The organism is Solibacillus sp. R5-41 (assembly GCF_002736105.1).
In the GTDB taxonomy this organism is placed as follows: domain Bacteria; phylum Bacillota; class Bacilli; order Bacillales_A; family Planococcaceae; genus Solibacillus.
In genome coordinates, this window is sequence record NZ_CP024123.1 from 3,187,013 (window position 1) to 3,205,148 (window position 18,136).

General features: G+C 36.3%; 17 protein-coding genes, 1 pseudogene and 1 other annotated feature. Of the genes and pseudogenes, 4 read left to right on the top strand and 14 right to left on the bottom strand.

Going from position 1 to position 18,136, the window contains the following annotated elements; genetic code table 11:
- Window positions 1–162: 162 nt before the first annotated feature.
- From CSE16_RS15740 to CSE16_RS15785, 10 genes are all read right to left on the bottom strand, one after another.
- Entirely contained in the window at window positions 163–1,290 is a 1,128-nt protein-coding gene (locus CSE16_RS15740; protein WP_099424789.1) for a Ger(x)C family spore germination protein, read from the bottom strand.
- Window positions 1,287–2,384 (bottom strand): GerAB/ArcD/ProY family transporter, encoded by a 1,098-nt coding sequence (locus tag CSE16_RS15745; protein ID WP_099424790.1) that lies wholly within the window; start codon window positions 2,382–2,384, stop codon window positions 1,287–1,289. Before CSE16_RS15745 ends, CSE16_RS15740 begins: the two co-directional genes overlap by 4 nt.
- Window positions 2,377–3,864, bottom strand: a complete 1,488-nt coding sequence (locus tag CSE16_RS15750) for a spore germination protein (protein WP_099424791.1) — start codon at window positions 3,862–3,864, stop codon at window positions 2,377–2,379. Before CSE16_RS15750 ends, CSE16_RS15745 begins: the two co-directional genes overlap by 8 nt.
- 161 nt (window positions 3,865–4,025) lie before the next feature.
- The gene (pheT, locus tag CSE16_RS15755; RefSeq protein WP_099424792.1) at window positions 4,026–6,431 is read right to left on the bottom strand and encodes a phenylalanine--tRNA ligase subunit beta; all 2,406 of its coding nucleotides are present in this window, start codon (window positions 6,429–6,431) and stop codon (window positions 4,026–4,028) included.
- 14 nt (window positions 6,432–6,445) lie between these two features.
- A complete protein-coding gene (gene pheS / locus CSE16_RS15760; protein WP_099424793.1) occupies window positions 6,446–7,483 on the bottom strand; it encodes a phenylalanine--tRNA ligase subunit alpha in 1,038 nt (345 codons plus the stop codon).
- Window positions 7,484–7,600: 117 nt separating this feature from the next.
- Window positions 7,601–7,829, bottom strand: a binding site (T-box leader).
- A 57-nt stretch (window positions 7,830–7,886) separates the two neighbouring features.
- Entirely contained in the window at window positions 7,887–8,168 is a 282-nt protein-coding gene (gene qoxD / locus CSE16_RS15765; RefSeq protein WP_099424794.1) for a cytochrome aa3 quinol oxidase subunit IV, read from the bottom strand.
- Between the two features lies 1 nt (window position 8,169).
- Window positions 8,170–8,769 carry a cytochrome aa3 quinol oxidase subunit III gene (qoxC, locus tag CSE16_RS15770; protein ID WP_099424795.1) on the bottom strand — a complete coding sequence of 200 codons (600 nt, stop codon included), beginning with the start codon at window positions 8,767–8,769 and terminating at the stop codon, window positions 8,170–8,172.
- Window positions 8,769–10,730, bottom strand: a complete 1,962-nt coding sequence (gene qoxB, locus CSE16_RS15775) for a cytochrome aa3 quinol oxidase subunit I (protein ID WP_099424796.1) — start codon at window positions 10,728–10,730, stop codon at window positions 8,769–8,771. The genes qoxC and qoxB overlap by 1 nt, the downstream gene beginning before the upstream one ends.
- 37 nt (window positions 10,731–10,767) lie before the next feature.
- Window positions 10,768–11,679: a cytochrome aa3 quinol oxidase subunit II gene (gene qoxA, locus CSE16_RS15780; protein WP_099424797.1), complete on the bottom strand. Its 912-nt coding sequence runs from the start codon at window positions 11,677–11,679 to the stop codon at window positions 10,768–10,770.
- A 690-nt stretch (window positions 11,680–12,369) separates the two neighbouring features.
- On the bottom strand, window positions 12,370–13,131 hold the full coding sequence (locus CSE16_RS15785) for a TrmH family RNA methyltransferase (protein ID WP_099424798.1): 762 nt from the start codon (window positions 13,129–13,131) through the stop codon (window positions 12,370–12,372).
- Window positions 13,132–13,251: 120 nt separating this feature from the next.
- Between CSE16_RS15785 and sspI the strand changes: the two genes are divergently transcribed.
- From sspI to CSE16_RS15800, 3 genes and pseudogenes are all read left to right on the top strand, one after another.
- Entirely contained in the window at window positions 13,252–13,461 is a 210-nt protein-coding gene (sspI, locus tag CSE16_RS15790; protein ID WP_057989759.1) for a small acid-soluble spore protein SspI, read from the top strand.
- Between the two features lie 310 nt (window positions 13,462–13,771).
- Window positions 13,772–14,014, top strand: a pseudogene (locus CSE16_RS15795) (pirin-like C-terminal cupin domain-containing protein); the annotation flags it as partial.
- Between the two features lie 191 nt (window positions 14,015–14,205).
- Entirely contained in the window at window positions 14,206–14,652 is a 447-nt protein-coding gene (locus CSE16_RS15800) for a helix-turn-helix domain-containing protein (RefSeq protein WP_099424799.1), read from the top strand.
- Between the two features lie 91 nt (window positions 14,653–14,743).
- Here CSE16_RS15800 and CSE16_RS21965 read toward each other — a convergent pair whose 3' ends face one another.
- The 4 genes from CSE16_RS21965 to CSE16_RS15820 form a co-directional block, all read right to left on the bottom strand.
- A complete protein-coding gene (locus CSE16_RS21965) occupies window positions 14,744–14,845 on the bottom strand; it encodes a hypothetical protein (RefSeq protein WP_253896279.1) in 102 nt (33 codons plus the stop codon).
- Window positions 14,846–14,992: 147 nt separating this feature from the next.
- Window positions 14,993–15,649, bottom strand: coding sequence for an HAD family hydrolase (locus CSE16_RS15810; RefSeq protein ID WP_099424800.1), 657 nt, complete (start codon window positions 15,647–15,649; stop codon window positions 14,993–14,995).
- Between the two features lie 218 nt (window positions 15,650–15,867).
- On the bottom strand, window positions 15,868–16,245 hold the full coding sequence (locus CSE16_RS15815; protein WP_099424801.1) for a VOC family protein: 378 nt from the start codon (window positions 16,243–16,245) through the stop codon (window positions 15,868–15,870).
- 37 nt (window positions 16,246–16,282) lie between these two features.
- Entirely contained in the window at window positions 16,283–16,759 is a 477-nt protein-coding gene (locus CSE16_RS15820) for a GNAT family N-acetyltransferase (protein ID WP_099424802.1), read from the bottom strand.
- Window positions 16,760–17,271: 512 nt separating this feature from the next.
- Between CSE16_RS15820 and CSE16_RS15825 the strand changes: the two genes are divergently transcribed.
- On the top strand, window positions 17,272–17,778 hold the full coding sequence (locus tag CSE16_RS15825) for a DNA topology modulation protein (RefSeq protein WP_099424803.1): 507 nt from the start codon (window positions 17,272–17,274) through the stop codon (window positions 17,776–17,778).
- The last annotated feature ends 358 nt before the right edge of the window (window positions 17,779–18,136 follow it).

An 18,136-nucleotide genomic window follows, 5' to 3' on the forward strand; every position in this document is an offset into this window, starting at 1 on the left:
TTTGAGGACAGCATACTAATCAGGGAAGTGGTTTTTATTATTTAAAATAATCAATAGTCCAACCAATAGATTGTCCGTTTTTCTACTGTGATGCAAGAAGAAGAGAGTGATTAACTCCTGTCTTCTCGCATCACTTTTTTAATAGAGTCGATAAAAAACACCTTATTTAAGAATTCCCGTACCTGTTATTTCTACTTCTATTTTAGGTTTGATGTCAATCGTAGGAAACGCGTCTGGCCAATCGATTTCCTTCCAAGTTTCAGGATGATAAGCCATTAGTTCCCTACCAATTCCAAAATAATCACAATTGGCTTTTTGTAATTGTTCAACTACTTTTTCTGCTTTTTCGGTTAATTGCTTAGAAATTTCCTTGTTCAATTTAAGTACTTTTTCATGTTCAAATAAATGATCTTTCGGATATTCTACTACTGTAACATTTAATTTCACATTAATTTCAACAGAAACATTATGACTTTTATCGACTTTTACCTTTAACTTTTGATCCTTTAAAAATGCATTTGTCGTGAGGAATTGATTCTGAAATTGTTCTTCTTCTGGATTGACATTGAAGCTTAACGTTGAACTTTCCCCATGTTCTCCATTCAAATACAACAAGACTGTCGCATCTTCTCCCTCCAATACTGTACCTGTAAAGCTTTTATCATGAAAAAGAGCCATTCCAGCTACATCAAAATTATCTGAATCCTTTGCTTTTATATAAGGCAGCGCAAAATCTTTCCCTGGATCAAATAAATCTGGACAAACCGATTGAATCGTTACGCCAGGAATCAATGTTTGTTCTTCCGTTTCTATTAAAGTCTTATATATTTTTTCACTAATAAAAACATCCTCTGACATTTTCATATTAAGTAGATCCTTAGCAGTACCTTCAGCAACAACCAGTTTTGCCCCTAAAGAATTCCTTGGATCCCTATAAAAAATATCTATAATTGGAAGAATATCTTCTCCCGCTAATTCCTCGCCAAGCATAAGAACTTGCATTTTATTCGATGCATATTTTCCTCCAAGCTGCTTTTGAATGTAGGACCGAGTCTCTCGCAATGTATTTCCAGCAGCACTATAAATGACGTTTGATGTAGCAGGCTTTCCAGTTCCGCCACTGTCTTGTTTGATTTGTCTGATGACGGCCGTTTGCATTATTTTATCATCATCTTCTACATCGAGACCTATCCCTACTACTAAGCTATTATCTTTCAATAGCCGTACATCCCAACACCCCGTTAATAACCATAAATTCAAAACAATCAAGATGAGCATTCCTTTTTTCATACAGATGAACTCCTATAGTTGTATTTCTTTCTTACTATTGACACAAGTAAAGTAAGGAGTGGAATAAATACACTAAAGATATAACCGCTAATAGCAACATATTTACTAAATTGTTTCAGTTCGAACTCGGAAGAAAAAAATAAACCTAAAATAAACACAAAGAGAGGTAAGTACCAAATGGTGTACTTTCTTTGCCCTTTATGCAGGGTATATGCTGCACCTTTACTCGATAAATAAAAATATGTTACAAGGGAGGTTGTCATTGGAATAATCCAAATCGATAGGAAAATTAGATCGAGTCGCTCAACCCATGGGAAACTCACCGCTTTTAATAAATATAAAACAGGTTCTGAAATAATCTTAATTTCCGCTGGACTAAATATTAAATAGCAAGCAATCGTAAAATAAACATACATCAAGGTCACCGTCATATTTGCCAATGAGACGTTCTTTAATGATTGTTTATACGTCCCCTCCACGAAAGGTAAAACGACCGCAATTATCTCAAATCCTAACATGGCTACAATGGCATCATGGGCTCCCATCGTAATATTCCCTACTCCCGATTGTCCTATCGGAAATAAATAGGCCCATTCGAAATTGAATGTGAAGGCGAACCAAGGAAGTACGATGGAAATGATGATTACTCCTGCGGTTAACATATAAAATCGAGCCAACACCCGCAAATTGCTCTTTCCTATATAGATTGTTGTTGCCAGTATAATCAAGAGTAGAATTGAAAACGGTGTATACCCTAATATCCATTCTTTTAAAAGATTCGCAAACAGAAACGCTAATAAAGCCATTACAATCAGAAAGTAAACGGTGTATAAAATGTTAATAAATTTCCCTACATATTTGCCAAATACAATGACCGAGATTTCAAAAATGCTCTTGCCTTTAAATCCATTTAGTAAAGTCCACAGTAGCAAAATTAATATTTGTATACTAATCCCTGCCAACAGGACAGAAATCCATCCATCATTTTTGGAATGACCAAAAACATTGGAGGGAAGTGCTAGAAGCCCTATCCCTATTTGGGACTGTAAAACCATAAAATATAATTGCTTTTGAGAAATGCTTTTTTCATTCATCTCTTTTCCATCCCCTAGGGTGACCTGTTCTAACACTATCTTTCGGACGTGGACCAGATGGCCTTTTGATAAATTGCCCAAGTGGAAGCCTAATTATTGTATCTTTGTTTTCTGATAACCTAAAAGGTGCTAATGGCGTAAAATAAGGTGTACCAAAGGATTCCAGCTTACATAGGTGAAGTAAAATAACCATTAATCCAAACACAATCCCAACAAGACCAAATAAAGAGGAGGCCACCATGAGAGGGAAACTAAGCAAGCGAATGGTTGTCCCCATCTCTGTAATAGGAAGTGCATAAGAGGCTACTGCTGTTAACGCAACGACGACAACCATAGAATTCGATACTAAATTCGCTTCTACTACTGCTGTTCCGATAACTAAACCACCTACGACACCGATCGTCTGGGCAATTGGACTTGGCAAACGCGTAGCTGCCTCACTTAAAAGTTCTAAAATTATAAGCATGGACACAGCTTCGACAATGGGCGGGACAGGGACAAATTCTAACGTTCCCTTTAAAGCAAGGACGAGTTCAAATGGAATTATCTCGTAATGAAAAGAAACGACCGCAATGTATAAAGAGGGTAAACCAATCGCAATCATTAAACTCATCACTCGGAATAGCGTTAAAAATGAACCAATTAGCCAACGATTATTGTAATCATCAGGTGTCTGAATAAAAGCAAAGAAATTTATCGGTGCAATCATAGCCGTTGGACTGCCGTCAGCTATGATTGCAAACCTACCTTCCATCAAATTAGCTACAACACGATCAGGTCGTTCCGTATTTAACATTTGTGGAAAAGGAGAATACGTTTCATCTTCAATAAATTCCTGTATGTGACCAGGTGACTGTATATAATCAACTTTCGCGTAAGATAATCGGCGAAATAATTCATTTATGATATCATCGTTGGCCAAATCTTCTATATAAATGACGGCAACTTTTGTGCGGGATCTTTCTCCTAACGTCATATACCTTACCATTAGCTTAGGATTTTTAATGTACTTTCTAACTAATAAAATATTTGTTTCTAAATTCTCAATAAATCCTTCATGTGAACCTTTTAATATTTTTTCACTTAAAGGTTCTTGAATTGCTCTTTTTTCTTGTGCTGCGGAATTGAACGCAGCTGCGTAGGTCCTACCTTCTGAAATAAAAATAGCGTATCCTTCTATAAGAAAATTTGTAATTTCATATAGGTTGGTAATTTTTATATCACATATGATTTCATTGTCACTAGCCATAATGCGTGTTAAAACTTTATCAGAAATCTCTTTTGAATCAACTAAAGATTCAATAAAAAAGAGAGTATCTGTTTCGGATAAATGATGAATAATCAAATCTTCTGTATGAACTAGTGAGTTTTGAACAAAGAATATGTTGTCGGCTAATTTTGGAAAAAGAGATTTCTCTTCTTGTTGAAGGTTTTCATACGTATTCAAACCATTCCCTTTTACTCCCTTTCGTTTGAACATCAAAATCCCCCTCTATCCTTTGCCTCGATATGTATAAGAATGCCCAACACAGAGAAGGAATATTCGCAAAACTATAAAGTCGAAAATACAAAAGGTGAAAAAAAAGGCACAAAAAAAACCCGATGATTGAGTAAAAAATCATCGGGGCTTCGTTCAATTACTTAGCGTACTTCTGCACCGGCCTCGGCTAATGCTTTTAGTACTTTATTGTGGGCTGCTACTACTTCATCGTCTGTTAATGTACGCTCTGGGTCAAAATATTTTAATGAGAATGCAACTGACTTTTTACCTTCTGTCATTTTTTCCCCTTCATAAACATCGAATACTTTCACATCTTTTAATAATTTTGTACCGGCGTTTTTAATGACTTCCACCATTTCACCAGCTGGCACTGTACGATCAAGTTCAAGCGCAATATCGCGTGTCATGACTGGGAATCGAGGAACAACTGAATAAATTAAATCTTCTTTTGCTGCTTTTAAAATCGCATGTAAATTTAGTTCTGCTACATATGTTTCCTTCACATCCATTGCTTTTTGCTCCTGTGGATGTAACTGTGCAAGAACCCCAATTTTTTCGCCATCTAATAAAATTTCAGCTGTACGTCCAGGATGTAAGCCATCTACTACTGCTTTAGCATACGTTACTTTATTCGTTAAGCCTAGTTTTGCAAATACAGCTTCAATCATTCCTTTTGCAACGAAGAAATCGACATTTTTCTTTTCACCTTGCCAGCTATTATCAATCCATTTACCTGTTAAAACAAGTGCTAAATGCTCTTCTTCTACTGGTGTTCCATCTGCTGTTTGGCCAAAGAAGACAGAACCAATTTCATAAAAGGCTACTGTTTCCGCTTGACGCGCTACATTATAGCTTGCCGCTTCCACTAAATGTGGGATTAAGCTTTGTCGCAAAGTTGAACGATCTTCAGACATTGGCATTAATAATTTTGTTGTAGACTCTTCTTTTAATGCGAATTTTTGTGCAGACGCTGAAGAAGTAAGTGAATACGTAACCGCTTGGTAAAGACCCGCACCTTCCATCACATTACGAACGATACGGCGACCTGCTTGGTAAGCTGTTAACTTTCCGACTTGATCCCCTGCTGGTAAGCTCATTGGAATTTCATCATAGCCATACATACGTGCAATTTCTTCAACGATATCTTCTGGAATTTTAATATCTCCACGACGCGTTGGTGCATCAATTACTAATACACCATTTGCTGCTTCTACATCGAATTTTAAACGCTCTAAAATTTCTAACATATCTTCTAAAGAAATTTTCATCCCTAGACGGCCATTGATGAAATCTGGTGATACAACAATTCGTACTGGCGTTTTGTCTAGCTCATCGACTAAAACAGTACCTTCTAATACTTCCCCGTTTGCAAGCTCAGCTAGTAATTGTGCTGCCCGTTCAGCTGCTACTAATACACGATTTGGATCGACACCTTTTTCAAAGCGTGCAGACGAATCCGAACGTAAGCCAATTTCTTTTGATGTACGACGAACTGATGCAGGATTGAAATAAGCCGATTCAATTACGACTGTTTTCGTCGCATTTGATACTTCTGATTTTGCTCCGCCCATTACACCAGCAATAGCTTCTGCTTCTAGACCATTCGTAATAACAAGATTGTGACTCGCAAATTTACGTTCTTGGTCATCTAACGTAGTCATCGTTTCACCATCTTTAGCAAGACGCGTTACAATTTCACCCGTTTCTAATTGATCATAGTCAAATGCGTGTAACGGTTGACCATATTCCATTAACACATAGTTTGTAATATCGACTACGTTATTCAGTGGACGAACACCCGCTGCCATTAAGTAATGTTGTAGCCATAATGGCGAATCTTTTACTTCAATGTTTTTCACAACTTTCGCTGCATACATTGGGTTTGCTTCGATATTTTCAACACGAAGCTTTAATAAATCCGTTGCTTTTTCAGTAGCTTTTGCATACGTAATTACTGGTAATTTCACGTCTTGACCTAAAATCGCCGCCACATCATATGCAACACCTAGCATACTCATCGCATCTGAACGGTTTGGTGTTAAACCAAGCTCTAATACCGTATCGTCTAAGCCTAATAACGCTAAAACATCAGCTCCTGGCACGCTGTCAGCTGGTAATACGTAAATACCTTCTGCATACGCTTTAGGTACAAGACGCCCTTCTATGCCTAGCTCTTGTAGCGAGCAAATCATACCGTTTGATTCTTGACCACGTAATTTTGCTTTTTTTATTTTAATGCCACCTGGCAATTTTGCCCCTGGACGTGCAACGATTACTTTTTGCCCTGCATCAACATTTGGTGCACCACATACGATTTGTTGAAGCTCTTCTTCCCCAACATCTACTTGGCACACATTTAATTTATCTGCTTCAGGATGTTTTTCTTTTGATACAACATGACCTACGACAACATTTGTCATCCCTTGTGAACGGTCGATCACAGCATCTACTTCAATACCTGCGCGTGTAATTTTTTCAGCTAATTCATTGGCTGTTAATGATTCAAAATCAACATATTGGCTTAACCATTTTAATGATACTAACATCTATTTCTTCCTCCTCACACTTCTGCCTGGTGGAATTGTGCTAAGAAACGCGTGTCATTTGTATAGAAATGACGAATATCATCCACCCCATATTTTAACATTGCAATACGCTCTGCACCGATACCGAATGCGAAGCCTGAAACCTTTTTCGAGTCATAGCCAGCCATTTCAAGTACGTTTGGATGAACCATACCAGCACCTAAAATTTCAATCCAGCCAGTCTTTTTACAAACATTACAGCCTTCACCACCACATTTATGGCAAGACACATCCACTTCTACTGATGGTTCTGTGAACGGGAAGAAAGATGGACGTAAGCGAATTTCACGCTCTGCACCGAACATTTTTTTTGCTAATACATCCAACGTCCCTTTTAAATCAGACATGCGGATGTTTTCCCCAATTACTAGCCCTTCAATTTGCATGAATTGGTGTGAATGCGTCGCGTCATCTGTATCACGACGGAATACTTTACCTGGACAAATAATACGGATTGTTTCTCCTTTTTTCGCTTCCATTGTACGTGCTTGTACAGGTGATGTATGCGTACGTAATAATAGCTCTTCAGATATATAGAAAGAATCTTGCATATCACGTGCTGGGTGGCCTTTTGGTAAGTTTAACGCTTCGAAGTTATAGTAGTCTTTTTCGACTTCTGGACCTTCCGCGATTTCATAGCCCATACCAACGAATAGATCTTCAATTTCTTCCACTACACGTGTTAATGGATGACGATTTCCGATGCGCACTTGGGCACCTGGTAATGTGACATCAATTGACTCATTTTCCAGTTGTGCTAGAATTGCCGCTTCTTCAAGAGCAGCAATCTTTTGCTCTAATTGAGCAGTTACATTTTCACGTACTGTATTTACAAGCGCACCCATTTTCGGACGTTCTTCGGCCGAAAGCTTGCCCATTCCTTTTAATAAATCTGTAATTGGACCCTTTTTACCTAAATAAGCGACACGAACTTCATTTAACGCTTTTAAATCTGCAGCTTCTGCAATTTTCGTTAAAACTTCATGTTCTAATTGCTTTAATTGTTGTTCCATTTTTTGATTTCCTCCTTAAATGAAAATTAGAAAAACAGCACACGTGCTATATGGACGTGAGCTGCTTAAATTTTTTTGGGATGCTATTTCGATCCACAAAAAAACCTCGCCCCCTAAAAAAGGGACGAGGACGAGTTTCGCGGTACCACCCTAGTTATTGCAAAAATGCAATCACTTCATTTGAGCTAACGACTCATTACGCCGGCAATCCTTTCACCAATTTTGGCTCCCGGAAGCTGCTCGCGGGGTGAACTTCATTATGCAATTTGTATGCAAGCTTGCAGTCTCGGCTCACATTTCCTAAAACAAATTTCACATAATTACTCTTCCCGGTCAATGCATTTAGTAGTTATTCTCCATTTAGTCTAATGTATTTTGAATTTATTTTCAACTAAATTAGAACTTACATATCCCAAAGTAGGATTAAAAGTGTACCTAAAATTGTCAGAACTACTAAACCTATACCGTAAAAAATGTTTGAGTAAATTGACCATTTATCTTCTGTTTCACCAGCATGCATGAATACCAGGAACTGTAATCCAGCTTGTATGAACGCTGTTACTAAAAGAACAATCATACCTGTCGTGAATGACATATCTGTGAAATACACTAACATCGCAATTCCTGTTAATACAAGTGAAAAGATGAAGCCCATTACTTGACCTAAAGGAAAGAACTTCGCCATATTACATCATTCCTTTCAAGTACACGAAACTAAAGATGAAGATCCAAACAACGTCTAGGAAGTGCCAGTAAAGTGAGAATACAAATGTTTTCCCTGCTGTAACTGGTGTTAAGCCACGTTTTGCGATTTGGATAATTAAGAATGTACCCCATAATAAACCAAATGTAACGTGAAGACCGTGTGTCCCTAAAGTTGTTAATAAAATAGATGTAAATGCACTTACTGTTATGCCAGCCCCGATGTGTACATAGTGTATAAATTCATAAACCTCTACGCTTATGAATGCTGCACCTAATAGTAATGTAATTACCATAAATGAAATCGTTGCTTTTTTACTACCAAGGCGCATTGCATGAATGGCTAACCCGATTGTAAAACTTGATACTAAAAGAATAAATGTTTCAAGTAAAACAGGTGTGATTTCGAAAATCTCAGCACCTGTTGGACCAGTACCTGTACGGTCCACAAGTGTGAAGTATGATGCGAATAATGTACCGAATAACATAATTTCCGCACCTAGGAATACCCAGAAACCAAAGATTTTCAAATTGTTTTCCTCAGTAGAATACTCTAAAGGAACATTATTATTAACTTTCCCCATTATTTCGCACCTCCTTTTTCATAACTTTTTTCTGTTTCTTCTACTTCATGAGCATGAATATGGTAACCGTGATCATCTTCTAATGAACGTGCAGCCATTGTCGCTAATACGCCGATTAGTCCGAAGATTGCCATTGGCCACATGCTGAATACCATACCGAAGCCTGCAATAAAGAAGAATATTGACATAATAAACGGTTGACCCGAGTTATTTGGCATATGGATATCTTCTATTTTGCCTTTAAATAATTGAACCCCGTTTTTCTTAGAATCCCAGAATGCTTCTGAAGATCCTTTTTCAAGGTTTGGTGTAATTGCAAAGTTATAAACCGGAACTGGTGTATGCGTTGCCCACTCAAGACCGCGCGCATCCCAAGGATCACTTGAAATATCACGAGGAGAGTTTTTAAAGCTATACCAAATGTTCCATACAAGCATGATAAACGAAACTGTCATTAGACCAGCACCGATGAACGATACCATGTTTAAGAAGCTAAAGCCTGTTGATTCAGAGTAAGTGTACATACGACGCGCTTGACCATCTAAACCAGTAATATACATTGGCATAAACGCTAATACGAATCCAATAGACATTACCCAAACTGTTGCTTTACCAATTTTTTCATTCAGCATGAAGCCGAACATTTTTGGCCAGTAGAATGTTAAACCAGCTAACATCGCGTAAACAACACCAGGGATGATTACGTTATGGAAGTGAGCTACTAAGAACATTGTGTTGTGGTATTGGTAGTCAGCTGCTGACATCGCAAGCATAACACCCGTTACCCCACCTAATGTAAATAACGGCAAGAAGTGCAACGCGTATAACATTGGTGTCGTTATAACAATTTTCCCTTTGTACAGCGTGAGTATCCAGTTAAAGATTTTTACACCTGTCGGGATGGCAATCGCCATTGTTGTAATCGAGAAGATTGAGTTTGTTAATGCACCTTGACCCATTGTGAAGAAATGGTGCGTCCAAACTGCAAATGAGAACACTGAAATCATAAGCATAGACCATACCATTGAATTGTAGCCATATAGATTACGACGAGCAAATGTTGTAATAATTTCCGAGAATAAACCGAATGCCGGTAAAATCAAGATGTATACTTCAGGGTGACCCCAAACCCAGAATAGGTTGGCCCATAACATGTCCATACCACCATTAGCAGTAGTAAAGAATTGTGTACCGAATAAACGATCTAACGTACCCATTGCAAGTGCCACTGTTAATACAGGGAATGCGAATACGATAATTAAGTTGGCAATCAGTGCCGACCAAGTGAACATTGGCATTTTGAATAATGTCATGCCTGGTGCACGCATTTTCATAATTGTCGTAATGAAGTTAACACCTGTAATCAACGTACCAAGACCCGCAATTTGGAGCGAAATCATATAGTAGTTTGTACCAACAGAAGTACTGAATTCATTACCTGCTAGTGGGAAGTAAGAAGTCCAACCAGCGTCTGGAGATCCACCAATTACGAATGAGAGGTTGAATAATCCCATCCCCATGAAGAATAACCAGAATGAAACAGCATTTAATCGTGGGAACGCTACGTCACGAGCCCCGATTTGTAATGGTACTAAATAGTTAAAGAAGAAAATGATAAATGGCATGGCCATGAATAAAATCATGACTACCCCGTGTGTTGTAAATACCTCATTATAGTGTTGTGCATCTAAAAATGCATTATCTGGAACAGCAAGTTGCATACGCAACATAATTGCGTCTACACCACCGCGGAATAGCATTAATAATGCAGTGAGTAAATACATGATACCGATTTTTTTATGGTCAACAGTTGTAATCCATTCGCGCCATAAGTAGCCCCACAATTTAAAGTATGTGACAATAGCTACTAAAGCGATTGCGCCAATAACCATCGAAGCCATCGCAATATAAATCAATAAGCTTGGATGTGGAATGGCAAACTGAGCAAAAAATTCTTTCATTGTAGTACTCCTTTCAAAATTTCTATGTTAGAAAAAATTACTTATTCGAATGTTCTTCATGCTCTTCGTGCTCTTCATGCTCTTCGCCAGATTGATTTTCATCTGATGAACCGTGATTATGATGCGGAGCTGGTGAGAACTCTAAGTGTGTACCAGTATAAGTTGAGCGACCAAGGTGACCTGGCTCTAACAACTCTTCAAACTTGTCTTCTGTAATTGGTTCAGCAGTAGCATGTACTTCATCTACCCACTCATCAAACTCAGTTTGTGTCATGGCAGTTGTAATAAATGTATTTTCTGCTGTCCCACGACCACTGAAGTTTGCATTACGTCCCCAGAATTCGCCTGGAGCATCTGCTGCTAAATTTAATGTTGTAACCATGTCTGACATGGCATATTTCTGACCACCTAGTTGTGGAATCCAGAAACTTGTAATCGGACCGTAAGAATATAATCTAAATTCAATTGGACGATTTGCAGGAATGTATAAATAGTTTACCGTCTCAACATCTTGTTCTGGATAACTGAAGTGCCATTTCCAGTCTGATGATGAAGCATAAATTACAAGTGGTTCCTGATCTTCATATCCTTGTGGTACGTTCTCAACGATATAGTTACTCTTAACAGATACAACTGATAAGAAAATAACGATAATTACAGGAATACCAATCATAATTGTTTCTACAAGCCAGTTACCCTCGATATGTGGTGGTTCATAATCTGGACTTTGTTTTGACGCACGGTATTTAATTAACATATATACCAACATTGCAAAAACGGTAATAACAACGCCAGACATAATGTAAATTAATAACATCGTATCATCGGCTTGTCTTTGTGCTTGAGGACCTTTAGGATCAAGGACTGCTAATTTATCATTACAGCCTGCTAATAATACTGCACCTAGTCCCATGATAGAGAGTAATGTTCCCTTCATATTTACTTTCATAGTTGGACTCCTTTCCAATATAGATAGAGCTAGTTAGAATTGTCTTAAGCGCTTACAATGAATGCTTATACTAAAATAAATGTAAGTGATGCATGAATAAAAATTCTTTGTACCTTTTTGCACCATGCTAATAGTGAAAACTACGTTATATGTTCCCACAATACAAAATTTTCATCCGTACGTATTTGTATGAATCGTAAGAAACGTTTTCTGAAATCTCTACGAAAGAATTATTATCCTGTCATGCATTACACTTGAGTGACATGTCTAACTGTTATCGATTCTAGTGAAAGATCAAATAAGTGTCAAAACATCTAATTGGAAAAAAGCCGATTTCACTATTTTTTTAGAGTTGGTTAAATTTTGTAATCCGGGATAATCGACCGAATTTGATTAAAAATACGCAATATCGAGCGAAAAACGCACACCATATCAATAATGACATTTCTATGAACTTGTAAAAGTTAATTTCTTCTGATGATTCTGACTCATTCACAATATGTATTAGCTACATTTATTTTACAAATACACCAAGGATATATCTTCCTCAACTCTATCCTAGGGCTAGTTTCAACTTTGCCGCGAACACATTTTGTTTTGCGAGAACAGCTCCAACTTGTGGTTATGATTTAGTTATTTTAAAAAAAAAAAAGTAATACAGCCAACTAAGCCGTATTACTTTTTTATTTATTATTTCACAAAAGCATACAATAATATTCCCGCTGCTACTGCTACATTTAATGACTCTGCGCCGCCTAAAATGGGGATAATAACATTTTGATCTGTTTTGGCAAGCAATTGCGGGCTTATCCCACTGCCTTCATTACCTAAAAGTAATGCAAAGGCTTCACTTGGCTCAACGTCCTTATACGAAACAGCTTCTTCAAGCGATGTACCATATACGCGAACACCATCTTGCTGAAGGTTTTCAATCCATTCCATTAAATCGCCACGTACAACAGGGATGTGGAAATGTGAACCTTGTGCAGAGCGCAGTGTTTTTGGATTGAAAGCATCCACACAGCCTTTTCCTAATACGACCGCGTCAATTCCTGCTGCATCAGCCGTTCGAATCATTGTACCAATATTCCCTGGATCTTGTACCGCATCGACTAGCAGTACTTTGCGCCAATCGTACTTTTCGTCTTCTGACACTTCACGTTGCGTACAATGAGCAAACACACCTTGTGAATTTTCAGTTTCGGCAATTTCCTTTGCTACGGCATCATTTACTTCTACAAGCACAACATCATCAATTTCCCATAGTAACGGTAAATCTACGCCGTCACGAACGATAATTTGCGTAATTTGATCTTTATGTTTTAATGCTTCTTCTACTAAATGAAAACCTTCTACGATATACTCGCCTGATTTTTCACGTTCTTTACGTTGTGTTAGTAGCTTTTTCCAATGCTTTACGAGCGCATTTTGAGTTGATTCAATTCGTTTCATTCTATCCGTCCTTTACATTTACTCGATTATCCATTTTAGCATAAAACACTTTTTTCCCCTAATGGATTCGATGTATAATTGTTGAATTTTTGTTCATAGTAAGTAAAAAGGAGGTTTCATATGGATTTTCAAATTCGACAAGCCATTACGGCAAACGTTACAAATCAACAGCCACAGGAGTTTAGCGACATTGTAAACGATGCGATTTCACGTGGAGAGGAGCATCTGCTACCAGGTCTCGGTGTCTTTTTAGAGAAATGGTGGAGTGCAGCAAATGAAAATGAAAGAAATGAATTTTCCCAAAAGTTAGCTGCCCAATTCGCATCTTAACGAGCGCGATACAAACAGGGAGAATCACAAGTAAATATATCTTTTCAGTTTAATGACAACTGTAAGAACGCTCTTAAAACACCACAATGTTGAAATTTGAGATTGCCCCATCTCAAATTAACGTTATGGTGTTTTTCTATTGAATGCGAGGTCAAAATATTTCCACTCAGCCTTTAAATAGTAAACCCTGTAAAGAGTTCTCCACTTCTTTTGCGTACTTTTCTTGTTGTTTGGGGCGTTACGGTGGAGAGCAGGGCATCTGAGCTTTATTCCTGCTTATTACAATAGCTATCTTTAAGTTCTTGAAGGTAGTATCGCAATTCAAGATCAAACAATACATGCGCACCAAGTCGTTCGTTTTGAAAGTTCCAGCGAAATAGATTCGATTCCATACAGCAATTCAACACATGCAAAATTCGTTCTCTTCGCGGGATTACCTATTAAAGAACCAATTGTCGCGCGCGGTCCATTCGTCATGAATACGGACGAGGAAATTAAGGAAGCCTATGCTAGCTATCGCAACGGTACTTTTTTAGATGGTGTTCCTTATTAATTTAATACTTTGTAAAGTATCAAAAGATTAATAATAGAGCGATACATATTTGTTTTATTGATCAACAGTTGAACAAAGGACTATAAACAAACGTTGTTTTCAAGGGGAAACCAACAGTTTACACACTTGCAACTATGCGGTTCTTTAGTTTTTCAGTAAAAATAAATATACTATGGATAGGAGTTGATCATATGTATTTTTCTTCAAAAATAAAAGAAGAACGTCAGAAGCATAATTTGTCACAACAACAGCTTGGAGAAAAACTTAATATTAGTAGACAATCTATTTCCAAATGGGAACGTGGAGAAAGTTACCCTAGTATTGAATTACTAATAAAGATAAGTGACCTATTTGAAATTACTCTGGACGAATTAGTAAAGCAGGATAATTCTTTAAAAGAGAAAATCATAAAAGATAGCCAACAATTAGCCTATCCAAGATGGAAATTATTTTTTGATATTCTTCTAACAATTGGTTTTTTTATCATACTAGCTAAGATATTCGTTGTTATAGGTAATAAGTTTTTTGATTTAAATATCGCGTTCTTACAGGGGTCTCTGTTATTTCAAATTGGACCGTTTTTTATGTCTATCATTGGAGCGATTGGCAGCGAATCTCTAGCCAAAAAATACAAATAATCTTTTAGGATTTAGATTTATACATTAAATGCATAGGAAAGTCCCTACCAACTATTAAGTGTACTCTTTGTAAAGGACATTTTGAAAAATCCTAGGCAACTTGTTGAAGCTGCTGTCTGTATTTTGCAGGTGGCAGCTTTTTTAAATTCCAAAGGTCTCGATAATGATTGTAATAAGTTTTGTAACTCTTAATTTCTCGGTTTACTTCTTCTAACTTCTTCTAACGTTTCACATTTTTTAATATTTATTTCATTTTTAAAATGCCCAAAGTTACATGAATATAGATTATTACCCAAATAAACCTTACTTTCCCAATAATACATATACCTGTTTCTTCTTACTATGTAAGATAACTTAATAATCCATCAAAAGAATTGATCTCGTCATACGGTTTTATTTCCGTATCATTCTTGATCATATGAGGATTGAACCATATGCCCTTTATATTTGCATTTTGGCAGCCACCAATATCCTTTTCTAAATCATCTCCAACGAATAATGTGGCTTCCGGTTGCACATTAAGCTTATTTAATGCCCATTCAAATATGCGCTTGTCAGGTTTACTAAATCCCACTTCTTCAGAAATAATGATTATTTCAAAACATCTATTTAATTTAGTGTTAATTATTTTAGCTTTTTGTCTCTGAGTTGAGCCGTTTGTAATAATCGCAACTTTAACATGCATTTGTATCGCTTTGATGATATTTATAGTTTCTTGGTTTATCGAAAAACAATTCGGAAAATGATTATTCCAAAAATCTTGAATGCCGTGGCGTGGTAATCTACATTGGGGTGGGAATTCATTAAAAAATGACTCAAGAACTTTTATTTTATCATTATCTCCATAGCTTCTATTGTCATATTCCTTGAACTTTTCAAGCATTCTGTTTATTTCAGAGTGTTTAACATCCTCATAAAATTTATTTAATATAACAAAAAACATTTTCTCCACGGCATTATCCCTATCAAGCAAAGTATCATCTAAATCAAATAGCATTGCTTTATAACCACCCAAAATACTTCACAACCTTTCTCACATAATAAAAATAATCACTAATCCGTACCTTCAAATTTTTGCTTCCCTTAAAGTATCCACCTTTATATAATAAAACTATTCCTTTTTCCTCAAACCACTGCTGAGTTAATTGTAAGAAAAGGGTTTAATTCCACATTGCACCCAAGTCTTCTTTAGATTAGTAAAGGAGATTTTTCGAACTAAATTTGTACTTCACAGATTAAAGCATGTGTATTACCTTCAGTATCATTAAAGAAAGTCATCCACGTTTCTGTATTCTCCATTTTTGCAACGACGTGTGGTTGATCGATAAAGGGAACTCCCTTTTCAATCAATTCTTCGTAGGCGATTTTTATATCTTCTACTTGAAAATAAATAACCGAACTTGAAGTGGCAAATTCCTTTTTTTCTGGAAGGGAAAGTAGAAGGCGTTGCCCATTACATTCAAAAAATGCCATACTGTCAGTGCTAAAAAGAAGCGGTAACCCCAATGCATCTTTATAAAATTCAATGGCATTTTCTATATTTTTTATTGGCACTCCGATTTGTCCAATTTTTTGAATTACATTAGTTTTCATTGATATTCCTCCACTCATTTCATATTACTTTCCAATACTATTCAAACTCTTTGACCATAGTCATAAATTCTGCAAAATCGGTGCTAAATTCATCTTTCTTAACAAAACCAAGCTTTTCATATAGATGGATCGCTCTTTGATTGAACTTTGCTACAGTCAGTCTAATTGGCGTACTTTGATAGTTCTTTTCGATATAACGCATAATAAAAGAGCAAAATTCAAAACCGCTCCCTTTGCCTACATATTTAGGGTTCATGCCTAGTCCCATATCAATTGATTTAGCTGAATAAACACCAAGCTTTTTCCCAACAGGAACTTGCGCATTGTTACCAGTGCAAAAAAATCCAATTAATTCTTGATTATTATTAACAAGTGCATTATATGAACCATCAAGTAGTTCCTTCATCGCTTCATCCGTTAATTCATTATTGTAGAAATCATATGGTTTATCATATTCCCAGCTTAGTACCTCTTTGGCTATTTCTCCATTCATATTTTCAATAAGTAATTGCATATTCTACACCTCTCCCCTTTAATATTTCAATATTTTACCAATATATAAAGTCATGAATGATGTCATATTATCATTAAAAAGTTTATCATCAGTGTCCACTCCCTACTTCGATTAAACTGCGCCGCTATTTGTACTAACATTATCTTCAAATATCTAAAAAAGTATCTAAAAACACTGAAAATGAGTTATCCATGAAAGTTCTTCCTATAAATATGTACGTATATACAATTCTATATAAAAACAAATATCCCTTTATTTAACTAATCGATAACCTTTAATAGAGCGCTACATAAGTTCATTCCATAAATCCGCTTAATCTTTTTTTTTTTTCTTTTAATATTCAATAAGTGCATCCTCGTTTCTTTTGTTCATCTTTTTTTATTAATAGCAAAAAAGTATTCCAGCTGCTGACATCTAGATCCAAATTTAATAAAATAGCGTACTTAATGTTAGATGAAGGTATTTTATGTTAAAATATTCCTAATCTAAAAAGATTTATAAAGGGGTACAATATGAAAAAAATCATACTCATTGGTTCTGGGGGAGCAGGGAAATCCACATTAGCAAGGAAATTGGGGGAAAGTTTAAAAATAGATGTTTATCATCTAGATTCGTTATTTTGGAAACCTAATTGGGTTGACGTTACCAAAGACGATCAAAGAAAAATTCAGCAAGATATTGTAAAAAAAGAAGAATGGATTATTGATGGAAACTATGGCGGAACGATGGATATACGAATTAATGCAGCTGACACTATTATTTTTCTGGATATTCATAGAACGATCTGTGTGTATCGTGCTTTCAAAAGAATGTTGCAATATCGCAATAAAACAAGACCAGATATGGGGGAAGGCTGCGAAGAAAGAATTGACTTAAATTTTTTAAAATGGATATGGGATTATCCAAAAACTAAAAGGCCAGAAATTCTAAATAAACTTAGACAATTCTCTAATAGTAAGAACGTTATTCTATTAAAATCACCAAAAGAAATACAACGATTTTTAGATAATATGCAGTAAAGTAAGTTTTATCATAAGCTGAACCTATACAATTACCACGACACTCCTCTTTTACATAAAGGTCGCTTAATTTAGGTAGCAAAATACCTTTAAATTTAATGACCGCAAAGCCTAATATAAGTGCATCTTGTTCAGCGATGACCAAATATACTTCCTTTTTGGTTCATATCCTTTATAACAGAAAAAAAAGCAATCCAGCGTCTCCCGGATTACTTTTACTATGTAGTGATGAGGTATTCCATCTTGAGTACTTTCATCACGTGTAGTTATTTGATGTGTCACAGCGTCTCCCATTCCAGCATCAAACAGTGCTACTATCTACTTGTTCGCCCTTCCTGCTTGCAAGTAGATATGTTTT